This is a genomic window from Nocardia sp. CA-290969 (assembly GCF_050936135.1).
Taxonomy (GTDB): domain Bacteria; phylum Actinomycetota; class Actinomycetes; order Mycobacteriales; family Mycobacteriaceae; genus Nocardia.
The window spans coordinates 3,185,357-3,206,662 of the sequence record NZ_JBNJNJ010000001.1; the positions used below are offsets into that span (position 1 = coordinate 3,185,357).

The 21,306-nt window shown below is 67.3% G+C and carries 21 protein-coding genes; 5 read left to right on the top strand and 16 right to left on the bottom strand.

Translation table 11 applies throughout. The features are described 5' to 3' along the window. Nucleotides 1-5: 5 nt before the first annotated feature. The 3 genes from ACQEVO_RS14360 to ACQEVO_RS14370 are packed head-to-tail and all read left to right on the top strand — an operon-like array spanning nucleotide 6 to nucleotide 1,929. Nucleotides 6-971 carry an alpha/beta hydrolase gene (locus ACQEVO_RS14360; RefSeq protein WP_432913178.1) on the top strand — a complete coding sequence of 322 codons (966 nt, stop codon included), beginning with the start codon at nucleotides 6-8 and terminating at the stop codon, nucleotides 969-971. An 11-nt stretch (nucleotides 972-982) separates the two neighbouring features. Continuing rightward, complete coding sequence (locus ACQEVO_RS14365) at nucleotides 983-1,609, top strand: MFS transporter (protein WP_432913180.1); 627 nt, start codon at nucleotides 983-985, stop codon at nucleotides 1,607-1,609. Next, entirely contained in the window at nucleotides 1,558-1,929 is a 372-nt protein-coding gene (locus ACQEVO_RS14370; RefSeq protein ID WP_432913182.1) for a hypothetical protein, read from the top strand. The genes ACQEVO_RS14365 and ACQEVO_RS14370 overlap by 52 nt, the downstream gene beginning before the upstream one ends. Nucleotides 1,930-2,041: 112 nt before the next feature. On the opposite strand, the gene ACQEVO_RS14375 is transcribed toward ACQEVO_RS14370, so the two are convergent. The 7 genes from ACQEVO_RS14375 to ACQEVO_RS14405 all read right to left on the bottom strand — a co-directional run bounded on the left by ACQEVO_RS14375 (nucleotide 2,042) and on the right by ACQEVO_RS14405 (nucleotide 10,636). After that, on the bottom strand, nucleotides 2,042-3,511 hold the full coding sequence (locus ACQEVO_RS14375) for an FAD-dependent oxidoreductase (protein WP_432913184.1): 1,470 nt from the start codon (nucleotides 3,509-3,511) through the stop codon (nucleotides 2,042-2,044). A gap of 204 nt (nucleotides 3,512-3,715) precedes the next feature. Continuing rightward, nucleotides 3,716-4,432, bottom strand: coding sequence for a 3'(2'),5'-bisphosphate nucleotidase CysQ (locus ACQEVO_RS14380; protein WP_432913186.1), 717 nt, complete (start codon nucleotides 4,430-4,432; stop codon nucleotides 3,716-3,718). A 4-nt stretch (nucleotides 4,433-4,436) separates the two neighbouring features. Further along, a complete protein-coding gene (cysN, locus tag ACQEVO_RS14385) occupies nucleotides 4,437-6,359 on the bottom strand; it encodes a sulfate adenylyltransferase subunit CysN (protein ID WP_432913188.1) in 1,923 nt (640 codons plus the stop codon). After that, entirely contained in the window at nucleotides 6,359-7,288 is a 930-nt protein-coding gene (cysD, locus tag ACQEVO_RS14390) for a sulfate adenylyltransferase subunit CysD (protein ID WP_432913190.1), read from the bottom strand. Before cysD ends, cysN begins: the two co-directional genes overlap by 1 nt. 40 nt (nucleotides 7,289-7,328) lie before the next feature. Beyond that, nucleotides 7,329-8,072: an SDR family NAD(P)-dependent oxidoreductase gene (locus ACQEVO_RS14395; protein WP_432913192.1), complete on the bottom strand. Its 744-nt coding sequence runs from the start codon at nucleotides 8,070-8,072 to the stop codon at nucleotides 7,329-7,331. Then, nucleotides 8,069-9,328, bottom strand: a complete 1,260-nt coding sequence (locus tag ACQEVO_RS14400; protein ID WP_432913194.1) for an MBL fold metallo-hydrolase — start codon at nucleotides 9,326-9,328, stop codon at nucleotides 8,069-8,071. The genes ACQEVO_RS14395 and ACQEVO_RS14400 overlap by 4 nt, the downstream gene beginning before the upstream one ends. A gap of 36 nt (nucleotides 9,329-9,364) precedes the next feature. Beyond that, nucleotides 9,365-10,636 carry a sulfotransferase family protein gene (locus tag ACQEVO_RS14405; RefSeq protein WP_432913196.1) on the bottom strand — a complete coding sequence of 424 codons (1,272 nt, stop codon included), beginning with the start codon at nucleotides 10,634-10,636 and terminating at the stop codon, nucleotides 9,365-9,367. Nucleotides 10,637-10,773: 137 nt separating this feature from the next. On the opposite strand from ACQEVO_RS14405, the gene ACQEVO_RS14410 reads away from it, so the two are divergent. Beyond that, nucleotides 10,774-11,796: a zinc-dependent alcohol dehydrogenase gene (locus ACQEVO_RS14410; RefSeq protein WP_432913198.1), complete on the top strand. Its 1,023-nt coding sequence runs from the start codon at nucleotides 10,774-10,776 to the stop codon at nucleotides 11,794-11,796. A gap of 50 nt (nucleotides 11,797-11,846) precedes the next feature. Beyond that, nucleotides 11,847-12,746 carry a helix-turn-helix domain-containing protein gene (locus tag ACQEVO_RS14415; RefSeq protein WP_432913200.1) on the top strand — a complete coding sequence of 300 codons (900 nt, stop codon included), beginning with the start codon at nucleotides 11,847-11,849 and terminating at the stop codon, nucleotides 12,744-12,746. 21 nt (nucleotides 12,747-12,767) lie between these two features. Here the strand turns inward: ACQEVO_RS14415 and ACQEVO_RS14420 are convergent, their stop codons facing one another. The 9 genes from ACQEVO_RS14420 to ACQEVO_RS14460 form a co-directional block, all read right to left on the bottom strand. Continuing rightward, nucleotides 12,768-13,988, bottom strand: a complete 1,221-nt coding sequence (locus ACQEVO_RS14420; protein WP_432913202.1) for an NAD(P)/FAD-dependent oxidoreductase — start codon at nucleotides 13,986-13,988, stop codon at nucleotides 12,768-12,770. A gap of 60 nt (nucleotides 13,989-14,048) precedes the next feature. Next, a complete protein-coding gene (locus ACQEVO_RS14425; RefSeq protein WP_280397130.1) occupies nucleotides 14,049-14,369 on the bottom strand; it encodes a 2Fe-2S iron-sulfur cluster-binding protein in 321 nt (106 codons plus the stop codon). Between the two features lie 7 nt (nucleotides 14,370-14,376). Next, the gene (locus ACQEVO_RS14430; protein WP_432913204.1) at nucleotides 14,377-15,615 is read right to left on the bottom strand and encodes a cytochrome P450; all 1,239 of its coding nucleotides are present in this window, start codon (nucleotides 15,613-15,615) and stop codon (nucleotides 14,377-14,379) included. A gap of 33 nt (nucleotides 15,616-15,648) precedes the next feature. Further along, a complete protein-coding gene (locus ACQEVO_RS14435; RefSeq protein ID WP_432913206.1) occupies nucleotides 15,649-16,554 on the bottom strand; it encodes an SDR family NAD(P)-dependent oxidoreductase in 906 nt (301 codons plus the stop codon). A gap of 34 nt (nucleotides 16,555-16,588) precedes the next feature. Then, nucleotides 16,589-17,536 carry an SMP-30/gluconolactonase/LRE family protein gene (locus ACQEVO_RS14440; protein WP_432913208.1) on the bottom strand — a complete coding sequence of 316 codons (948 nt, stop codon included), beginning with the start codon at nucleotides 17,534-17,536 and terminating at the stop codon, nucleotides 16,589-16,591. Between the two features lie 189 nt (nucleotides 17,537-17,725). After that, entirely contained in the window at nucleotides 17,726-18,484 is a 759-nt protein-coding gene (locus ACQEVO_RS14445; protein WP_432922677.1) for an SDR family NAD(P)-dependent oxidoreductase, read from the bottom strand. A 482-nt stretch (nucleotides 18,485-18,966) separates the two neighbouring features. After that, complete coding sequence (locus ACQEVO_RS14450; protein WP_432913210.1) at nucleotides 18,967-20,019, bottom strand: hypothetical protein; 1,053 nt, start codon at nucleotides 20,017-20,019, stop codon at nucleotides 18,967-18,969. Between the two features lie 305 nt (nucleotides 20,020-20,324). After that, on the bottom strand, nucleotides 20,325-20,714 hold the full coding sequence (locus tag ACQEVO_RS14455) for a VOC family protein (RefSeq protein WP_432913212.1): 390 nt from the start codon (nucleotides 20,712-20,714) through the stop codon (nucleotides 20,325-20,327). Between the two features lie 110 nt (nucleotides 20,715-20,824). Next, a complete protein-coding gene (locus ACQEVO_RS14460; RefSeq protein WP_432913214.1) occupies nucleotides 20,825-21,301 on the bottom strand; it encodes a nuclear transport factor 2 family protein in 477 nt (158 codons plus the stop codon). Nucleotides 21,302-21,306: the final 5 nt, after the last annotated feature.

Genomic DNA, 21,306 nt, shown 5'->3' on the forward strand with positions numbered 1-21,306 from the left:
ACACCATGGCCACACCCACCGACAACACCGTCGCGCCACCGGCGATCTGGGATCCGGATGTGGCCGTACTCGTCGAACAGGCACAGGCCAACCGGACCGGCCCGCTGCACCGGCTCGGCGTCGAGGCCGCCCGCCGGGCGCTCGAATCGATCGAACGTCCGGCCGGACCGCAGATGCGGTCGGTGCGCGACGCCACCGTCGCCGGCCCGCACGGCCCGATCCCGGTACGTATCTACCGGCCGGCCGCCGCCCCGCAGGAGAACTCACCGGCCCTGGTCTGGTTTCACGGCGGCGGCATGATCATGGGGTCACTGCGCTCTTTCGATCGCCTGGCCCGCGATATCGCCGACGCCACCGGCGCCGTCGTCTGCAATGTCGACTACCGCCTCGCTCCCGAGCACCGCTACCCCGTCGCCAACGACGAGGCCTACGCTGCCCTGCTGTGGCTCACCGACAACGCCGCCGGCTGGGGTGTGGATCCCGCCCGGATCGGCGTCGGCGGTGACAGCGCCGGCGGCAGCCTCGCCACCGCGACCACCCTGCGCAGCCGCGACGAGAACGGCCCGGCCATCGCCCAGCAGGTGTTGTTCTATCCCGGTATCGAACGCCGCACCGACCGCCCCTCCATGCGCGAGTTCGGCGATTCCCCGTTCCTCACCGCAGCGGATATCGACTGGATGAAGAACCTCTACCTCGGCGACGACCCGGCGTCCGACGACGCCTACGGTGTCCCGGCACTGGCCGACTCCCTCGCCGGCCTCCCCCCGGCGATCCTCGCCGTCGGCTACGGCGACCCGCTACGCGACGCCGTGGAGGCCTACGGCGACCGGCTCCGCGCGGCCGGCGTCCCCACCGCCCAGTTGCGCTATCCGGGCATGGGCCACGGCTTCGCCATGCAGGCCCCGTCGGTGGCCCGGGCGCGCGCGGCGATCTCGGAGGTCGGGGCACTCGCGGCAGCGCGGTTCCGGTAGCGGCACCACCGATGACCCGACCCGCGAACCACCCGGGCCACCGGGCGGGTACCCGGGCCTACCGCCATACGACACTCGCCCTGTTCGCCGCGGGAATGGCCACCTTCATGACGCTCTGGTACGTCCAGGGACTGCTTCCGGTCTTTTCCACGGAGTTCTCCGTGACTCCGACACATTCCGCCTTGGCGGTGTCGGTGACGACCGCGCTGCTCGCTGTAGCGATCGTGCCGGCCGGCATGCTGTCCGAACGATTCGGGCGTGTCCCGGTCATGTCGTTTTCCGCGTTGTCGAGCACGGCCGTGGGCCTGCTCCTTCCGTGGAGCCCCACTTTCGAAGTGCTCCTGGCCGGACGAGCACTACAGGGACTGCTGTGCGCGGGGATACCCGCCGTGGCCATGGCGTACCTGGTCGAGGAGCTCGATGCTCGCGATACCGGCGCCGCGATGGGCATATACGTCGCGGGTACCTCGGTCGGCGGACTGACCGGCCGGCTGATACCCACGCTCGGGCTGGACATCATGGCCTGGAGCTGGGCGTTCCAAGCGGCCACCGCCCTGGCCGCCGTCTTCGCCTCGCGGTCCTGGTCATGGCCGCCGGGCTGGCGATCTCCGTATCGAACTCGCTGGGCATCCTTCTAGCAGGTGTCGCACTGCTCACCACCGGATTCTTCGCGGCGCACTCGATCGCGAGTGGATGGGTACCGGGCCGGGCAACCACGAACCGCTCGGGCGCATCGTCTCTGTATCTGCTGTCCTACTATCTCGGAAGCGCGCTGCTCGGTGCGCTCGCCGGGCCCGCCTTCGCTGCCTATGACTGGCCCGGATTGGTCGTCTACGTTGCCGTGATTCTCACCGTGGCCCTCGTACTCGCGCTGGTATTGCTCGGAACGGATTCATCCGGACCGGCTCGTCCCGAGACCCGCAACGCGGACACGGAGTCCCCCGCCGTCCGAGCCTGAACCGACGAACGTCCCGTTGTTGCCGGGTCCGTACCACTGACGCCGAAAGGCCCATCCGGACCTCGGGGTAATCATCCCCGGGGCCCGGATGGGCTCATTGCCATCGTGCAGGTCAGGAACCGGCGGCGGCGCGACCGGCGCGGCGGCCGTAGAAGCTGCCGTCGCCGAGCGATGCGCCACTGACATAGCCGCCGGCGCTGATTCCGGACGTGCAGCGGCCCGCGGCGAAGAGACCCGGGATCGGTCCGCCGGAGACGTGCATTACCCGGGAATCGAGGTCGGTGTGCAGGCCGCCGAGCGTGAACCCGCCCGTACGATTGCGTAGATCGTAGGCTGCCAGTGGAGTGCCGATCGGTTTCACCCACTGGGTTTTCTTGCCCAGCAGGGGGTCCGCGCCGTCCTTCGCGTGCCGGTTGTAGACCTCGACGGTGGCCTGCAGGACCCCGGCGGGGAAGCCGATATCCGACTCCAGCTCCGCCACCGACTCCGCCACCCATGTGGGTGGCACACTGCGCATCGCCGCACTGCTCGACACGCTCTTGTTCGCCTCCTCGAGGGCGGATTCGTCGATGATCAGGAAGGCTTCGTTGTTCTGGCGGATCAGCGTCGACTGCCCGATATGGCTGGGGTAGGAATCCTCGGGAATGTAGCGCTGGCCGCGCCCGTTGACGAGGATTCCGCGCGCGATCATCTGCGGATCGGCGAAGATCGCTACCTCGATGGCGTCCATATGCGCCAGCTGGGCGCCCAGGGCCTGGGCTACCAGGATGCCGATGCCGTCGTGTTCCTCGATGGCGGCCGCGGGCCGGTTGATCAGCAGCGGGGTGTAGGCCTCGACCATCTGCTGGTTGTAGGCGAAGCTACCGGTGGCCAGCACCACGCCGCGACGTGCGCGGACATACACGGGTTTGCCGTAGCGTTTGGCCACCACCCCGGCGACGCGGCCGGATTCGTCGACGATCAGGCGTTGCAGCCGCACATCGTATTCGGCACGGACGCCCAGCGCCTCGGCGGTCTCGGTGAGGGGTTTCATCAACATGAACCCGCCACCCTTCTCGCTCGTGTGTTTGTCGGCCATCTGCGGGAGATGACCACGCGGTGCCGGATCGGCAAGGGTGTTGTACGGTGCGGCGTTCTCCCCGCCGGAAAACATCAGGCCCTGATCGGCCGGCGGTTCCCAGCCGGGCTCACCCCAGAACTCCTCTTTGAACGGAACACCTTGCGCTACGAGCCACTCGAAATGTTCCACACTGCCCTGGCAGTAATCGTGGATCTTGGCCTCGTCGGCGCCCGGACCGAGCGCGGCCATCAGGAAGCGTTCCATGTTCTCGGGCGTGTCCTCGAAGCCGAGGGCTTTCTGCAGGGCGGTGCCGCCGCCGAGATAGATGAATCCACCGGACAGCGCCGCCGCACCACCCCAGCCCCCGGTCCTTTCGAGTACGAGTACATCCGCCCCCGAGCGAGCTGCCTCGATGGCCGCGCTCGCACCCGCCACTCCGTAGCCGACGACTACGACATCGGCCTCGTAGTCCCATTCGGTGACCGCGGCCAGCCGCTCGGGGTGCACACCGACATCCGACATATTCTTCTCCTGTTCTGTGGACCGGCGACCGATTCGAGGGCCGCGGTCGGGGACGACGGTCGTGGCAGGTACCGGAGCCGGCGGAAGCCGTCGTCGTGCCTGTTCGCGGGGCGGACCCAGTGTCAGTGGTAACGACCGTCCGGATACCCGAAGATCCCGCTCACCGAGAGGTTCCTTCGCGCCGATCGATCTCGGCGCTCCGGCTCATCCCATTCGGCCGGCGGCGCCGATGATCGTGTCGGCCAGTTCGGGCCGGCAGATCACCAGATCGGGCAGGTAGGGATCGGGCCGGTTGTACCGCAACGGGCTACCGTCCAGGCGGGACACATGGAGTCCCGCCGACGCGGCCACCGCCACGGGGGCGCAGGAATCCCATTCGTACTGGCCGCCGGAATGCACGTAGGCATCGACTTCGCCGCGCACCACGGCCATCGCCTTGGCCCCGGCCGAGCCCATCGGCACCGGTATCGCCGACAGCGCGGTGACGATACCGTGCACCTGATCGGAGGTCCGGCTGCGGGAGACCGCGATACGCGCCGGCCCGGCGGGCCGCGGCGGTAGCTCCGGCGGGCTACCGGTGTGCAGCACCGTATCGGACGCCGGCAGTGCCACCGCGCCCGCCATCGGCGTGTGGTCGACGGCGAGCGCGACGTGTACCGCCCAGTCGGTGCGCGGCACTTCACCGTATTCCCGGGTGCCGTCGAGGGGGTCGATGATCCAGACGCGGGCCGCCTCGAGCCGCGCGGCGTCGTCGGGACTTTCCTCGGAGAGGATCGCATCGCCGGGGCGCATTCGCCGCAGGTATTCGAACAGTATCTCGTCGGCGTGCCGGTCACCGGCGGCACCGCCTTCGGCGCGAACGGCGAGCAGCCGGCGACCGGCGAGGCGGGCCGCCTCGGCGGCAACGGTGTGGTCGTCCACCGGTCTACCGCCGGCCTTCCGGGTCCAGCTTTCCCGCTGCCCGCAATCGGTCGACCACCTCTTCCGCGAGTTCCTCCGGCGTGCGTGGTCCACTCGCGTCCAGCCGCAGATCCGGGGACTCCGGTACCTCGTACGGGGAGTCGATACCGGTGAAATTGGTCAGTTCACCGCGGCGGGCCTTGGCATAGAGACCCTTGCTGTCCCGGGATTCGGCGACCTCGAGCGGGACATCGACATGGACCTCGAGGAAGTCCTCCGCGCCGATCCGTTCGCGCGCACGCTCGCGTTCGGCTCGGAAGGGGGCGATGAAGGAGGTCAGCACGATGAGACCGGCATCGGCGAACAAGCGTGCGACCTCCACGATCCGGCGAATGTTCTCGACCCGGTCGGCGGCGCTGAAGCCCAGGTCGGCGTTCAGACCGTGCCGGACGTTGTCGCCGTCGAGCAGATAGGTGTGGAACCCCTGTTCGTGCAGGCGTTTTTCCACCAGGTTGGCGATGGTCGACTTCCCCGCGCCGGACAAGCCGGTGAACCATACGACGGCGGGTTGCTGTCCCTTGGCCTGCGCACGCACCTGTTTGTCGATATCGACGTGCTGCCAATGGATATTGCCGGCGCGGCGCAGGGCGAACTGCAACATACCCGCGGCCACGGTGTCGCGGGTGAGGCGGTCGATGAGGATGAACCCGCCCATATCGCGGTTGGCGCTGTAGGGGTCGAACGGTATGCGGCGGTCCAGCTGCAGATCGCACACGCCGATCTCGTTGAGCTGCAGCGAGCGGGCCGCGGTGTGTTCGCCGGTGTTGACGTTGATCGTGTATTTGGGCCGCGACATCTGCGCGACACCGGTGGCGGTCGCCAGTTTCATCTCGTAGGCCCGGCCGGGAAGCATCGGCTGCTCGCTCATCCACACCAGATGCGCTTCGAACCGGTCGGCGACCCCGGGCGGATTGTCGGCGGCCGCGATGACATCGCCGCGGCTGACGTCGATCTCCTCGGCGAGCACGAGCGTGACGGACTGACCGCTGATCGCCTGCTCGAGATCACCGTCGGCGCTCACCACCCGGGAAACCGTCCCGGCACGGCCGGACGGCAGGATACGGATCCGGTCGCCGGGCCGGACCGAGCCGCCGGCGATCTGACCGCTGTAACCCCGGAAGTCGAGGTCGGGACGGTTCACCCATTGCACCGGCAGCCGGAACGCGCCGCGGCTGGTGTCGTCGCCGACCGGAATCGACTCCAGGTGGCCGACGAGCGTGGGCCCGGTGTACCACGGTGTATCCGAGCTGCTCTCGATGATGTTGTCACCGCGCAGCGCCGAGATGGGAATACAGGACACGTCGGTGAGGCCGATACCCGCGGCGAATTCGCGGTAGTCGGATTCGATCTCGTCGAAGCGCTCCTGCGAGTAGCCGACCAGGTCGAGTTTGTTCACCGCGAGCACGATGTGCGGGATACCCAGCAGCGCGACCAGGAGGCTGTGCCGGCGGGTCTGGGTGAGCAGTCCCTTGCGTGCGTCGACGAGGATGACCGCCGCGTCGGCGGTGGACGCGCCGGTGACCATATTCCGGGTGTACTGCTCGTGCCCGGGGGTGTCGGCGACGATGAACTTCCGTTTCTGCGTCGAGAAGAACCGGTAGGCGACGTCGATGGTGATGCCCTGTTCGCGCTCCGCGGCCAGCCCGTCGACGAGCAGCGCGAAATCCAGTTCGCCGTTCTGGGTGCCGACGGTCTTGGAGTCGCGTTCGAGCTGCGAGAGGTGGTCGGAGAACACCAGTTTGCTGTCGTAGAGCAACCGCCCGATCAGCGTGGATTTTCCGTCGTCGACGCTGCCACAGGTGAGGAAACGCAGCAGCGACTTCTGCTCGTGCCGGCGCAGGTATTCCTCGATATCGGTGGCGACGAGTTCGTCGGTGGTGTGCGCCATCAGAAGTAGCCCTCCTGCTTCTTCTTCTCCATCGACGCCGAACCGTCGTGGTCGATCATGCGGCCCTGTCGCTCGGAACTGGTGGTCAGCAGCATTTCCTGCACGATGGCCGGCAGCGTGGTCGCGGTACTGGGGATCGCGCCACTGAGGGGGTAGCAGCCCAGGGTGCGGAACCGCACCATCTGTTCCCGGGGAACTTCTCCGGGTTCCAGCCGCATCCGGTCGTCGTCGACCATGATCAATGTGCCGTCCCGCTCGACCACCGGCCGGGGCGCGGCGAAGTACAACGGCACCAACGGGATCCGCTCGCGATGGATGTACTGCCAGATATCGAGTTCGGTCCAGTTCGACAGCGGGAACACCCGCACACTCTCGCCGGGACGCTTACTCGCGTTGTACAGCCGCCACAGTTCGGGACGCTGCCGTTTGGGGTCCCAGCGATGCTGCTGCGAGCGGATGGAGAACACCCGCTCCTTGGCCCGGGACTTCTCCTCGTCGCGGCGGGCACCGCCGAAGGCGAGGTCGAAACCGTGCTCGTCCAACGCCTGTTTCAGACCGTCGGTCTTCCACATCTGCGTGTGCACGGCCGAACCGTGATCGAAGGGATTGATGCCCTGGGCGAGACATTCGGGATTGCGGTGCACGATCAGGTCGAGATCCGGCTCGGCGGCCACCGCGTCACGGAAGGTGTACATCGCCTGGAACTTCCAGGTGGTGTCGACATGCAGCAGCGGGAACGGTAACCGGGAAGGCCGGAATGCCTTGCGCGCCAGATGGAGCAGCACCGAACTGTCCTTGCCGATCGAATACAGCATCACGGGGCGCTCGCTCTCCGCGACCGCCTCCCGGATGATCTGGATACTGTCGGCTTCCAGCCTCTGCAAATGAGTGAGACCGGCGTGCGGTCGATTTCGGGTGAGGGTCGTCATGATGACTCCTGCGCGGTCCGGCCGTCAGCCGGTCGGATGGTCATAGGCAATCGGAGGCGCCGTCGACGACGAACACCGAACCGGTGGTGTAGGCACTCTGCGCCGTGCACAGGAACGCGATGGTGGGGGCGATCTCCTCGGCGGTCCCGAAGCGGCCGACCGGGATGTGCGCGACTTCCGCGGCGGCGGTCGCCGGCGGCATGGGTGCCGTCATGGGTGTCCGAATCGTCCCCGGCGCGACGGCATTGACCCGGATTCCGTCCTCCACCCACGTCACCGCGAGATTGCGGGTCAGGCCGATGATGCCGGCCTTGGCGGCGCCGTAGCCCGGCACCACCGGCACCGCGCGCAGCGCCGCCATCGACGCCAGATTCACCACACTGGCGCCGCCCGTGGCGGTCGAGGCGGCCAGTTTGCCGCGGAGCATATGGGTGAGCCGATACGTACCGTTGAGATTCAGCAGTACGGAGGCATCGAATCCGTCGGGGGTACGTTCGTCGAGTCCGCCGGGAAAGTTGGCGCCCGCATTGTTGATCAGGACGTCGATCGAGCCGATATCGGCGACCAGTGCGGCGATCGAGTTCTCGTCGGTGAGCACCAGCTGCCGATAGCGGATTCCGGTGAGGTCGGTCTCGTAATCGGCGGCCGCGGGACGGGTCCCGGTGACGGTGACCTCGGCCCCCGCCTCGCGAAAGAGTACTGCGGTGGCATGGCCGATACCGCTGGTTCCCCCGGTGACCAGGGCGGCGGTGCCGGTGAAGTCGAAATGAACGCGTGCGGTCACGAGAGGGCTCCGATCTGCTTGGTGAGCCATGCCGATTCCCAGAAGTTCGTGCTCTCCGCGAGCAGGGTCCGATGGGCTCGGACCAGCAGCGCGCGGGCGGCGCCGTTATCCGGTTGTCCGTGGGTGACCAGCTCGGCGAAATGGATCGCGTGCACCGGCCGGCCCGCGTCGAGATGCTCCGCGGCACGGCCGAGCAGGGCATCCACGCCGGCGAGTTCGACGAGATCGGCACTGAACTCGGCCGGGTCGGCACCGTAGAGTTCGGTGGTCGAACGCTGGTGGAACCACCCCGTATAGTTCTCCCAGATCGCCCGCACATTCCAGGGAACCTTGCCGTAGCCCTCCCCCACCGCGAGGGCAGGTGGCAGGCTGATCTCTCGCATCAGAGTGTGGACGTCCTTGCCCGCGTTCATTCCCTCGACGACCGCGTCGTGGAGGTAGCTGACGGCGTCGCGCAACCGGGTGAGTTCGGTCCGGATGCGCTGAGCGCCGACGATGGGTTCGAAATGTCCCGTGAGCAGGATTTCGGCATCCAGCTCACGGACCCGGTTGATGGATTCGATCACCGTGAGGGCATCCCGGTATCGGTCGCCCCGCATGGTGACCAGGTTGGGAATATGGCCGAACAGGGCTCCGAAGGTGTTGCCGGACAAGCATACCCGCTCGTCGGGCAGCCACAGGACCAGCGAATCGGTGGTTTCGCCGCCGGGAGTGGCCAGCAACCGGAGGGTCCGGCCGCCGAGGGTGAGGGTCAGGCTGTCATCGACTTCGATGTCGACGCGGGCCGTGCTCTGACCGGGCACCTTGCCGAAGCGTTTCTGGGTGGCGGTGGCTCCCGCGGCGACCGGCGCGGCGAAAGCGAAGGCACTGCGGTTCGCCCGGTACGCGGCCAGGCGGGCGTTGTCCTCGCGCCAACGGCGCCAATCGGCCTGTGCCACGACAAGAGTGCCGGGGTCCGCGAATTGATCGAGACCGCCCACGTGGTCGTAATGACCTTGCGTCAGGACCACGTAACGGATCGGCGCGCTGTCCACTGCGTCGAAATTGGCGCGGTGCACCGGGGATTCGAATCCCATTCCGGTGTTGACGACGATCCGTCCGGCGTCGGTGGTCAGCAAGTAGGAGTTGCTCAAACCAGGCGAGCACCAGATCCCCGGCGCCACCTCGGTGGCCTGCTCGGCGGTGGCGGCGGCGATGCGGTCGCCGCCCGGCCGGTCCAGGTGTATCGGCGGAGTCGTCTCGAGATCGAGTGTCATATCGGTGGTTCCTTTCTGGTCGAACAGCCCGGCGGGCTACGCGGCCGGGCCTTCGACGTGCACGTCGTAGGCGTCGAAGTAGAAACGGAAACGTTCGCGCAACTCGCCCGCGGTGACGCCGAAATGCCCAGGCAGGTCGTAGCGGATGCGTCCGTGTTTGCCACGCGGGTTGTCGTCCAGATAGCTCTGGAACCGCCGGCGGGCCTCGTCGGTCAGTTCCGTTCCGGCGCGTTCGTACAACTGCTCGAGTAGCGGCATCTCGTTACCGTTGAGCTGGTGGAAACCGATGTCCACGCACCGGTCGGCGGGGACGAGCGCTCGGTCACGGACGCCGGCGCTCAGCAGGCGATGCACCCGATCGGTCCAGTACTGCACCAGCCAATCCGGTTCGATGGTGTGCCGGCGTAGCCGGTCCGAATACGCCATCATGGTGATCGTCGACTGGATCACGGCGACCGGATCGCGATGGGTGAAGGCGACGGTGGCGTCCGGGAAGGTCGCCACCAGGGCACCGAGCTGCTCACTGTGCTGCGGCGATTTCAGCACCCAGGTGCGGGGGCCGCGCAGAAAGGTCAGCGCCTGCAATACCTTGCGCATATACGCGTAATGCGTCACCTGGTCCAGGCCGAGATAGAAATCCCGCCAGCCGGGCACCCGGGCATACCATTCGGGCACGTAGCTCGCGAAGTCGAGGTCGAGTAGCTCGATCTCCTCTTCGATCGCCTCGGGAAAGCGATCGTGCATGGCCGCGAGCAGGGGCGAGGTGGCCTCCAGTCCGTCGTGCTGGGCTTTGGCCTGCTGGAAGCGGGCATCCAGGCCGTCGGGTCCGGGGCCCGCGCCGGGTAGCGGCATCGGCTCCTGGCTCTCCCAGAACGGCAGCGACCGGCGTCCCGGATCCGCGGCGATCAGGTTCACCAGATGGGTGGTGCCGGATCGTGGCATCCCGACGACGATGAGCGGTTTCTCGATCGGGATGTCCTCGATCTCGGGATAGCGTCGGAGCAGATCGACCAGCGACAACCGGTTGCGCACCAATCGCACCACTCGCCCGCGCAGTGTCCGGCGGCCGGCCTGTGTCAGTCCCTCGTCTTCTTCCACCGCGCCCACATAGGCGGCCAGTCGCTGGGCGAATCCCTCGTCGGCGCCGAGATCGTCGGCACCGGCCTGCGTCACGGCTTCCTCGACCATTCGGTCGATTTCCAGGTCGACGGGGTGCGCTTCGGCGTATTCGAGGATGTTGCGCTGGAGCTCGGTGAGCCGAGGAGCGGTCAGATCGTCGATATCGATCGGATGGGCGGCATCGGCCATCTCAGGTGTCCCTCCACCTCTTGCTGACGTCGAATATACGACATAGCATTCGAAAGTACGACGCGAATATAGGCCGCCGAAAACTTCGCCGTCAAGAGAAGATTCGCGTCGCGACCGCATCCGACCAGGAGGTAGTAGTGAGTTCATCCATCAGCCAGGTTCGCGTCCACGGCCCCGGCACCGTCAGCCTCGATACAGTCGAACTGCCGGAATGCGGGCCGCGCGACGCCGTCGTCGAACTCCGGGCGTGCGGGATCTGCGGCAGCGATCTCGGCTATATCCGGCTCGGCGGCCTCGGCGGACCCGGGCCGGAACCGATGCCGCTCGGGCACGAGATGGCCGGTGTGATCTCGGCGGTCGGGCCGGAGGTCACCGACCTCCGGCCGGGTCAGCGCGTGGTGATCCACCCCGGCCGCGACGATATCGGCCGGATCGGGAACGGCTCCCCCGAAGGCGGCCTGGCCGAGGCCGTGCTCGTCCGCGACGCCGCCGCGGGCGACCGGCTGTACCCGATTCCCGACGAGCTACCCTTCGAACTCGCCGCACTCACCGAACCCCTGGCGGTCGGAATGCACGCGGTCGACCAGGCCGGCCTCGAACCAGGGTCCGCGGTGGCCGTATTCGGTTGCGGCCCCATCGGTTTGGCTGCCATCGCCACCCTCGCCGACCGCGGCCACACCGATATCGTGGGTGTCGAACCGTCGGCGACCCGCCGCCGCCTCGCCGAAGCACTCGGTGCCGCGGTAACCATCGACCCCACCGCCGGAGACGTCTGGGAACAACTGGGCCGGCGGCACGGCACCACACCGGCGATGACCGGGGCCGCTCCGGCCACGGCCGGTTTCATCGAGGCGTCCGGCTCCGGAGCCGTCCTGGCGGACATCATCGATCACGCCGGGCGGGGGGCACGGATCTCGGTGGTGGCGGTGCACTACACCCCGGTACCGGTCAATTTCCTGCGGGTGCTCACCAGTGAACTGACCATCCGCGGCTCCATCGAATATCCCCCGCGCTTCCGGGACGCGATCGACCTGCTCGAGCGGCGTGACCTGTCTCCGCTCATCACCCACCGCTTCCCGCTGGAACGGATCGACGAAGCCTTCGCCACGCTGCAGCACGATCGCGAATGCGGCAAGATCCTCGTCGATATGAACGGCTGAACCACGCCGCCCGATCCGGGGTGTCGAATAACCGACGTATAGTTCGGAACATGACAACAGACGCGCTGCCGCGGGCCAAACGCTCGTCTCCGTCGCCGCCGACCGATCGCGTTGTCGCGATCATGCATCTGCTCGGCAGCTCGCCGCAACGGTCGTATTCACTCACCGAGATCGAACGCACCCTCGGCATCAGCCGCGCCACCGCGCATGCGATCCTGGCGGCGCTCGTCGGGCACGACTGGATCGTGCGAGATCCCGACACCGGCGGCTACAGCTGGGGTCCGGCGCTCACCGCGCTCGCCCGCCCGGGCGGCGCCGGTTCGCGCCGGATACGGGCGCGCCTCGGCGAACTCGCCGCGTCGATCGACTGCCGCGTCGCCCTGTTCCAGCCGCAGGGCGCCGCGCTCATCGCCATCGAAACGGCCGGTTCGACCACCGCCGACCAGCCGGTCACCGCGGGATTCACGGTGCCGCTCGTCGCGCCGTTCGGCCGGGAATTCATCGCTTTCGCCACTCCGGCGGAACAGGACGCGTGGCTGGAGCGAATCGGCCCGGTCGGTCCGGAGTTCGCCACCCGGATGCGGCAGGTACTCGCCGAGATCCGCGAACGCCGCTACGCCGTCGAACGACTCAGCCGCGCCTTCGGTCGCGTCTTCACCGCCCTGCACGCGCTCAGCGGTGAGTTCGACGCGATCACCGCGCGCCTGGCCGCGGCCGTCGCCGAACTCACGATCGTCGATTTCCTCGACGACGAACTCGCCGGAAACCAGGAGCACACCGTCGCGGCCATCTCGGCACCGGTCCGCACCAGCGCCGGCACGGTGCCACTGACCCTCACCGCGGTCCTGATGCGCCCCCTGTCGACCACGGAAACAGCGGCGATCGGCGCCGAGATCCGGCAGGCGGCCGACGATATCGGCGAACTACACCTCACCTACGGTGATACCTGACCGCCGCAGGCGTAGGGCTGTTCAGCTGCGAATCGGTGTCAACAGCTTCTTGAGCGGAATACTATTGTCGGCCAGCGCTTCCGGTCCGGGCCGGGGCCCCCGGCCCAGTGCCGCGCGCAACGCCACGAAATCCGCCGGCGCATTCAGGCATTCCGCGGCGACCAAGCCCTCGTCGCCGAAGTACAGAGCAACCTTGCGTCGCGGCTTGTCGGGATCAGTGCGAACCACCACCGACGTGTAATCGCCGATGAGGCCGACGATCTGGAGTTTCTGATCGCCCTGATCGGACCAGAACCACGGTGCGGCCGAGGCCGGTGCGGTACTCCCCGCCAGTACCGCGGCCGCGACCTCCGCCTGGGTGGTGGCGTTGTCCACCGATTCCAGCCGGTAGTGGCGGCCGGTGGCCGGGGATACCCGGGTGGTGCAGTCGCCGATGGCCAGCGTCCAGCCGTCGGAAGCCGTGCACCGGTCGTCGACCACCACACCGCCCGCACAGTCCAGGCCCAGCTGCGTGGCGAGTTCGGTACGGGCCTCCGCCCCGATCCCGACCAGAACCGTCGCGGCCGGGATCTCCCGCCCGTCGGTCAACCGGACACCGCGAACGCCGTCCGCCGCGGTCACGATGGCCGCCGGCTGCGCGTCCAGGACGATATCGGTCCGCATCGCCCGGTGCGCCGCCAGCAGCGCCGTCGCCGTCACCTCCCCTACCGCACGCCCCAGGAGCCGCGACCCGGCCTCGATCACCGTCACTTCCGCACCCAGTGACCGCGCGGTGGCGGCCACTTCGAGGCCGACGAAGCCGCCCCCGACCACCGCGATCGGGCCTTTGCGGACCCGCTCGGCCACTACGCAGGCGTGGCCGAGATCCCGTAATCGCACGACATCGGGGTGATCGGAGCCGGGCAGCGCGAGGGTCCGGGCCCGCGCACCGGTGGCCAGGACCAGCCGGTCGAATTCTCTCGGACGCGAGCCGCCGGCGAACTCTATCCGGGCGCCCGCCGGTGTGCGGGCCACCCGTTCGGCCCGCACACCGGTGAGCAGTTCGATCTCCTTGTCGGCGTAGTGCGCCGGATCGCGGAGTAACAGCGACTCGCTGCTCGCCTCCCCTTTCAGCCACGCCTTCGACAGTGGCGGCCGTTGATACGGCAGCCGCGGCTCATGGGATATGAGAGTGATCGCGCCGTCATAGCCCTGATCCCGCAGCCGATCCGCGAGATGGACCGCGGCGTGCGACGCACCCACCACCCCGATGCTGCGCGGTGGTGTTTCGGTACTCGGCGCTGCTCCGGACTCCCGCATCGCTCAGACCTGCTCGTCGGGAACTGTGACGTGCAGATCGACACCCTCGGCCAAGGCCAGCTGGCACGACAACCGGGAATTGTCCTCGCGGTCCGACGCGGTGCATTCGAGCATATCGTCCTCGTCCTCGCTGGGATCCGGGAAATAGCCCAGCTCGCCACGATCGACGTATACGTGGCAGGTGGCACACGAGAGGGTGCCACCGCATTGGCCGACGATCCCCTTCACCCCGTTCTTCACGGCGGTGGACATCACGGAATCGCCCACGGCGCCGTCGATCACCTTCACCGCCCCGCCGGGCAGCGTGTAGAAAACTTTCGGCATGGTGCTCCTACCAGGAGACGGGCAGATCGGTGACCGCCTGCGTCAGGTTGTCCATATCGATCACTGCCTTCCCTTCGAGCCGCAGGCCGGGCAGGCGTTTGAACAGCTCGGCGAGTCCGACCTGCATCTCCATCCGCGCCAGCGGCGCGCCGAGGCAATGGTGCAGACCGTAGCTGAGGGTGAGATGCGGGTTGTTCTCCCGCCGGATATCGAACACCCCGTCGTTGTCGACGACCACACCGTCGTGGTTGGCCGCGGCCGGATCGACCAGCACGGCCTCCCCTTTCGCGATGAGATGCCCGTCGATTTCCACGTCTTCGGTGGCCACGAACGGCACCAGTCCACCACCACCGGCGATATCCCCGTCCACGGCCATCCGGCCGTGCCGCAGCACCTCCTCCACCGCCGTCGGCGCCAGACCGTCGGGGTCGGCGAGGAAGAGCTCGAGTTGATCGGGGTTGCTCAGCAGGGAATGCACGCCGGCGCAGATGAAATTCGCCGTATTGTCGAATCCACCGATGATGAGGACAAGCGCGATCGGCAGGATCTCCCCGTCGGTGAGAGTGTCGTCCTTGTCGCGGGCGTTGGCCAGATCGCTGAGCAGATCCTCGCGCGGTTCCTTACGGCGTTCCTCGATCAGGCCCATCATGTAGACGACCAGTTCGGTCATGTTGGCCACGACCTCTTCCTCGGGCATATTCGCCACCGCGAGTGTCGAGGAACTCCACTTCTGGAACTTCGGCCTGTCCTCCGGGGGCACACCGAGCAGGTTCGCCAGCATCTGGATCGGCAGGGCGACCGCGTAGTCGTGCACGAGGTTCGCCGGCGCGCCTTTGGCAACCATTTCGTCGATGAGGTGGTTGGCGAATTCCACCGCGGAATCCCGCATGGCCTTCACCCGTTTCGGGGAAATGGAGCGCTGCACCAGCTTTCGCAGCTTGGTGTGATGCGGCGGATCCTCGAACTGCAGGGTGGTCTTCAGGAAGTCCGGGAATTCGACGAAATACGGCACCACCCGTTCGCCGGTCCGGAACGGTTCGCGGACGAACCGGCCGTCGCTCAGCATTTCCCGGGCGGCGGCGTTGCGGTGGATCACCCAGACATCGCCACCGAACGGCATGGTCATCTTGGTCATCGGCCGCTCGGCCGCGATGGCGTGGTAGCGGTTCAGCGCCTCGTCCGGCGGCACCGGCGCGAAGGGATACTCGGTGCTCACGGCTTTTCCGGCCGTCTCGGTTGTGCTCATCGGCTCGCTCCAATGGGGGCTGTGGGAGGTGGGTCAGGAGGCCGGCAGCTGCGCGGGCGCGACCAGCTGCGGGATCGCTTCCGGGGTTATCGCCATGATGGTGTCGAACCGGTCGGCCACAGTTTCCACGGTGAGACCGGGATCGTGGATGCCCACGGTGTTCACCAGGGCCAGCCGGTTCACGATGCCGCCCGCCACGTTGAACACCTCCCCGGTGACCTCGCAGGACGGGTGCAGCAGATATGCGACCACGGGCGCGACGTGCTCGGGCAGCAAGGCCGTGCGCATGTACTCCATGACCTCCGGGGACAGGGTGTCCGCGGCGGCCTCGGCCATCCGGGTACCGGCACCGGGCGCGATCGCGTTGACCTTGATACCGGCCTCCAGACCCTCGAGCGCGAGGTTGCGGGTGAGACCGAACAGCGCGCCTTTGGAACCGCCGTAGTGCGCCATCCCCGGATTCCCGAGCATCGCCTGGGAAATGGTGTTCACGATGCGCGGCGACTCCGCCTCCAGCAGATGCGGCCAGGCGGCGCGGATCACCCGCAGGGACCCGAAGTAGTGGACGTCGAGGTGTCGCTGGTACTCCTCGTCCGGAACCTCGGCGAACGGAGCCGCCCGCACGATCCCGGCGTTGTTGACCACCGAGGTCAGCCCGCCGAAGGCGGTGACCGCCGCATCGACCAGCGCACGAGCGCCTGCTTCGGTGGACACGTCGCCGGTGCAGGCGACGGCCTTCCCGCCGGCGGCGGTGATCTCGGCGACGACCTCGGCGGCCGGGTTGTCGCCGTCGACTCCCGAGCCGTCGATACGGGCGCCGAGATCACCGACCACCACCGAAGCGCCACGGGACGCGAGCAGCAGGGCGTGGGCGCGGCCGATACCGCGGCCGGCGCCGGTGACGATGACGACGCGGTCGGAGAAGTCCAGTGTTGCCATGATTTCCTCAGAGTTTCTCTACGTTGCGGGCGGGTCAGGGGCGGGTGGTGCCACCGGAGTGCTCGACCTCGGCGGCCCAGATCGTGCCCTGTGCTTCCCGGGCCGACTTCTCGAAGTCGAAAACCTCGAAACCTGCGGTCAGGTAAAGGGTTTTGCGGTCGGGTCCGCCGAGCAGGCAGGCCGAGGCGATACCGTTCTCGAGCGGCAGAGACACCGCGTGAGTGAGCCCCTGGTCGGTGAAGCGCGCGACGTAGCCACCACCGGGCATGGCCGCCCAGACCCCGCCGTCGGCGTCGAGACCGATCCCGTCGGGCATGAACGGGCAGGTGGCGAATTCCCGCGCGTTCGACAGCGTGCCGTCCGCGGCGCGATCCATCACCGTGATCTTGAAGGCCATCACTTCGGCCGTGTACACCTTGGTGCCGTCCGCGCTGATGGCGATCCCGTTGGCGCACATCAGCGGATCGACCTTCTCGGGTGTCGAGACCGTGCCGTCCGGATCCACCACGATCAGCGGGGAGACCACCGGCTCCTCACCCTTGAACAGATCGAAGCCGAGCTGGGTGATGTAGGCCCGGCCGTCGGCGTCGACCACCATATCGTTGGCTGCTGCCAGGGTGCACTGCGAGATATCGGCGTACACGCTCAGATCGTCCGGTGCTCCGCCACCGTGTACCAGCACGAGCTTCTCGTGCATCGACACCACGATCAACCGCCCGTCCGGCAACCAGCCGAAGCCGCCGAGCACGATCGGAACGTCGGTATCGGCGGCGCGCCCGGTCGCGTCCACCACCACCGTCGCAGACCCGTCGGCGTCCAGCGTTTTCAGTGTGCCGGTGTACATATCGGAGAACCAGAAAGTGCCCTCGTGCCACCGCGGGCACTCCGGCCAGGAGTATCCACTCGAGATCTTGCGGGCCTCGTAGGTCGGGGCGCCGGCGGCGGTGACGGCGGCGGCAACGGTCTCAACTGGATTCGTCATGGTGTGGGGCCTTCCGGGAAATGTCGAACGGTCTCGCCGGTTCCGCCGACCGCGGAAACCGGACTTCGTGAGCGCAGGAGGCTCGCGTGAACTGGGTCACAACGACTTGGTCTGCGAGGACGATAAAGCCCCGGTCGGGGCAGTGACGCGGGCCTCCCATTCAGCGGGAGCGGTCGCTCGGCCCGGGGATCATCTGGTCTGCGATCCGCCGTTGAAGTCCAGCGTCTGCCCGGTCATCCCACCGGACTCGTGCGACGCCAGATACGCGCAGAACGCCCCCACCTCGAGCGGGTCGCCCAGCCGTCCGATCGGAATTCCCGCGATCAGCTGCTCGATCTGCTCCGGTGGCATCTTGTGCACCAGATTGGCCTGCAGACCCAGTGCGACGATATTGGCGGTCACCCCGTACCGGCCGGTTTCGGCGGCCAGATGACGGATGAACCCTTCGATACCGCTTTTACCGGTCGCGTACATCGAATAGTTGATGTTCTGCCCGGTGCGCGCCGCCCCCGACGAAATCTGCACGATCCGGCCCCACCCGGTGTCGCACATACCGTCGATGACCGCTTTGATGCAGTTCAGCGCGCCGTAGATATTCAGGTCGATCGACGGCGGCCACTGCTCGGGATCCAATTCGCGGAAGGGCTTGATGACCCGTTCCTCGGCGATTCCCGCGTTGTTGACCAGGATGTCGACATGGTGGCCGAGTTCGGCCTCGGCCGATCGCACGGCATCGACGGTCGCCTGGTAGTCCGTCACGTCGAAAGCCCGGGCGACGGCCTTGTTTCCCTCCGCGACAATGCTCGCGGCGACCCGTTCCGCACGCTCGGCGAACAGATCGTTCACCACGACCGTCGCCCCTTGACGCGCGAGCACAGTCGCGATTCCTTCGCCCACACTCTGCCCCGCACCGGTGACCAGAGCGATACGTCCGTCCAATTCGAACACGATTTCCCTTTCGTTCGATTCCGCCACCTGTTCCAGTACGAGGTGGCGTCCTGCCCGTGCGCGGGTCTCGTCCCGGACGAGCACACGGGTTCGGGTAGACGGAAGGGTAAGGCCGGGTTCTCGCCGCGAACGTCGCGTTCCCGCCGAGCGGGAGAGCCTCCGGCCGGCGTACCGGCCGGACCCCGGTTCGCACAACACGAAGGATGTCCACACCGGCAGTAACAACAGCGATATCAGCGCCGTCTCGACGACAACCGATCCCGGAAAAGCGATATCGCCGCAGTAGAGCCCGGCGAGAACGACAACGTTCCATGGTCTGGCCACGGCTGCCGGCAGCGTGAGATGGCCTCGCCGGCAATGACCTTACGGCGCGGAGGCCACCCACCCGCCGGAACGATCAGCGCGCTGGGTAACAGATCGGTTATGGTGGCGACGACGCTGTTCACAACGCAGGCGACCTAACTTGCCCGACGAGCCTTCGTTCAGCCGATGTCGAGCGGAGCGTCGGCCGGGTACTGGGCGGGCGCCATGGCGTAAGTGTTCGTGAGCAACGCGATGAAATCGCGGTCGGTCATGGGATCGGCCGGGAACTCGAATTCGATACCGCGGCGGGTCAAATCGTCACCGAGGATATCGAAAACCTTGTCGGCGGTGAGGTCGTCGGTGTGATCGAGGTAGCGGTCGGCGTCGTGCCGGTCGTCGAAGACGAGCGCGGTGTAGTGGAAGAGGGTCCGGACGTCACCGTCGGTGTACCGGCCTATTTCCGTATCACCGTTGCGCACCACCCAGGCACCGTTCTCGCCGTGCAGCCGCGTATGCATCTCCAGTTCCGGCATATCGCGGCGATCTCGCGGACCGTTGGCCTCGCGCCGGTGATACATCTTCGAGTTGTCCGACAGCACCGCGGTATTCCAGAACGGCGCGGCCAGCCGCCGCGGCGCGCGGTCGGGGCCGTCGGGCCAGTAGGTGAACCCACCATCGAGGTCGGAATCGTAGAAGTAGGTGATCACCTGCGAGGTCTTGACCTCCCACGCGTCGAACAGGCCCGATTTGGCCATCACGCTGAGCAGCCAGATCGGGGTGTCCACCGAACTCATTCCCCGCCAGTTGCCGCTGTCGAAATGGCCCGCATCGAAACTGTGCGAGGGCACCGCCATGTTGAACAGCATGTGATGCGCCATGCCGTAGCGGGCACCGTGCACACTCTTGGCGTGTTCCAGCAGGGTCCGGCTCAGGTAGATATCGCGGATCTCGTCGTAGAAGGCCACGCCCTCTTTGGCCAGGTAGCCACGGAACACCGGTGCGGCGAAGTCCGAGAGTTTCGCATCCGGGCGGCGGTTCGCCCCACCCGAGACGGCCAGATACTCCTCGGTCGAGGAGAAATGATGCGCCAGGATCAGCGGCCAGGGACCGTGCTCGGCGATCACGCCGAACAGGGCGGCGACCTCCGCGCTCGAGTAGAGGTCGGCGACGACGCTCGGCGGCGCGACCGGAACGAGCGGATGCCGACCGGACGGGGAGAGAGTGGCAGTCATGATGTTCCTTCTTCCTTCGATCCCGATGCCGCGACAACGCCGCGACCGGAGAGTGCGGGCGGGCGCGGCCGGCGCGACGGAATGCGGCTGCGCTACGCCGGGCCGGCCGGAGGGAGACGGCCGGGGGTTTCCGCGCCCGCGTTCCGCACGGCTCACATGCGTGCCGCCGAACTGCTGATGGCGCCCCCGCGCGGTCCGGATTTTTCACTTTCGACGCTAAGCCGCCGAAGCTGCGGATACCACCGTGCCTCCCGCTGAGCGAGAAGAACGGCGGCCCGGCCGGCCGACCGCAGTGAGACTTCTCGTCACAGGCGTTCGAACAGCTCCAGCACATGCCCTTCCGGATCCGCGATGAAGGCGACGCGGATACCGACGTCCGCCATCGTGGTGGGCGGTTCGGTGACAGTACCCCCGGCCTCCTCGGCCCGGCGCACGATGTCATCGAGACCGTGCACCTCGAAACCGATCACCGCGGAGCCCGGAGCCGGCGCGGGCCGATTCTTGTAGTGCAACAACACCAGTGACTGCTCGGATCCGTCCGGGGACGTCATGATGATCTCGGCCAGCGGATCGGGACGGTCGTCGAATTCGTATCGAGTTCGTTCCACCCGTCCGAATATCTTTGTGTAGAAATCGAATTGGGCCGGCAAATCGTTCACGAGAATTTTGGTGAAGGCGAATCGAGGACCGGGCATGTGTGTATTTCCTTTCTTCCGCGGTACGAGTGAACGGACCGCGACAACGGGACGACTCCCGAGCGCCGGGGAGGCCGGGGGTAACCGGAATCGGTGCGGGAGCGCTGTCGCTACCCGGCGGAGCTACCGAGAACCGCGTGGCGGTCGCCCAACTCGATATCGATCACGAAGGTTCGTTCGGCGATCAGCCAGCCCCGCGCCGACCGGATCAGCCGATCCCGGTACTCACCCGCGCATTCGTAGGTGATGTTCGCGTTCTCGCCGGCGCCGATATGCAGCACCCGGGCTTTGCAGACCGACGTGGCGGTATCGCCGTCGATATCGATGACGTGGTTGCCGAGCAGGTGCTGGGAGGGCCCGCACCGATCCAGGAAGGACCGGATCATCGCGACGATCGCCGCACGCCCGCGGACCGCGGGCGCCTCAGCGGCGCCGTAGCGGGCCACGGCGTCCGGGGTGAACACGTCGTCGAGCAGGTCCCAGTCCCGGCGGTCGAGGGCGTAGGTGTAGCGGTTCACCGTATCGGCGACGGCCTCGGCATCGGGTTTCACCCGCCCATGGCGTACGGAATCGGACGAAGAAGTCACGATCG

What these genes read in the sequence shown, in the direction of transcription:
- ACQEVO_RS14360 (WP_432913178.1), top strand. Translation starts at nt 6, where the DNA reads ATGGCCACACCCACCGACAACACCGTCGCGCCACCGGCGATCTGGGAT.
- ACQEVO_RS14365 (WP_432913180.1), top strand. Translation starts at nt 983, where the DNA reads ATGACCCGACCCGCGAACCACCCGGGCCACCGGGCGGGTACCCGGGCC.
- ACQEVO_RS14370 (WP_432913182.1), top strand. Translation starts at nt 1,558, where the DNA reads ATGGCCGCCGGGCTGGCGATCTCCGTATCGAACTCGCTGGGCATCCTT.
- ACQEVO_RS14375 (WP_432913184.1), bottom strand. Translation starts at nt 3,511, where the DNA reads ATGTCGGATGTCGGTGTGCACCCCGAGCGGCTGGCCGCGGTCACCGAA.
- cysN (WP_432913188.1), bottom strand. Translation starts at nt 6,359, where the DNA reads ATGGCGCACACCACCGACGAACTCGTCGCCACCGATATCGAGGAATAC.
- cysD (WP_432913190.1), bottom strand. Translation starts at nt 7,288, where the DNA reads ATGACGACCCTCACCCGAAATCGACCGCACGCCGGTCTCACTCATTTG.
- ACQEVO_RS14400 (WP_432913194.1), bottom strand. Translation starts at nt 9,328, where the DNA reads ATGACACTCGATCTCGAGACGACTCCGCCGATACACCTGGACCGGCCG.
- ACQEVO_RS14405 (WP_432913196.1), bottom strand. Translation starts at nt 10,636, where the DNA reads ATGGCCGATGCCGCCCATCCGATCGATATCGACGATCTGACCGCTCCT.
- ACQEVO_RS14415 (WP_432913200.1), top strand. Translation starts at nt 11,847, where the DNA reads ATGACAACAGACGCGCTGCCGCGGGCCAAACGCTCGTCTCCGTCGCCG.
- ACQEVO_RS14425 (WP_280397130.1), bottom strand. Translation starts at nt 14,369, where the DNA reads ATGCCGAAAGTTTTCTACACGCTGCCCGGCGGGGCGGTGAAGGTGATC.
- ACQEVO_RS14430 (WP_432913204.1), bottom strand. Translation starts at nt 15,615, where the DNA reads ATGAGCACAACCGAGACGGCCGGAAAAGCCGTGAGCACCGAGTATCCC.
- ACQEVO_RS14435 (WP_432913206.1), bottom strand. Translation starts at nt 16,554, where the DNA reads ATGGCAACACTGGACTTCTCCGACCGCGTCGTCATCGTCACCGGCGCC.
- ACQEVO_RS14440 (WP_432913208.1), bottom strand. Translation starts at nt 17,536, where the DNA reads ATGACGAATCCAGTTGAGACCGTTGCCGCCGCCGTCACCGCCGCCGGC.
- ACQEVO_RS14450 (WP_432913210.1), bottom strand. Translation starts at nt 20,019, where the DNA reads ATGACTGCCACTCTCTCCCCGTCCGGTCGGCATCCGCTCGTTCCGGTC.
- ACQEVO_RS14455 (WP_432913212.1), bottom strand. Translation starts at nt 20,714, where the DNA reads ATGCCCGGTCCTCGATTCGCCTTCACCAAAATTCTCGTGAACGATTTG.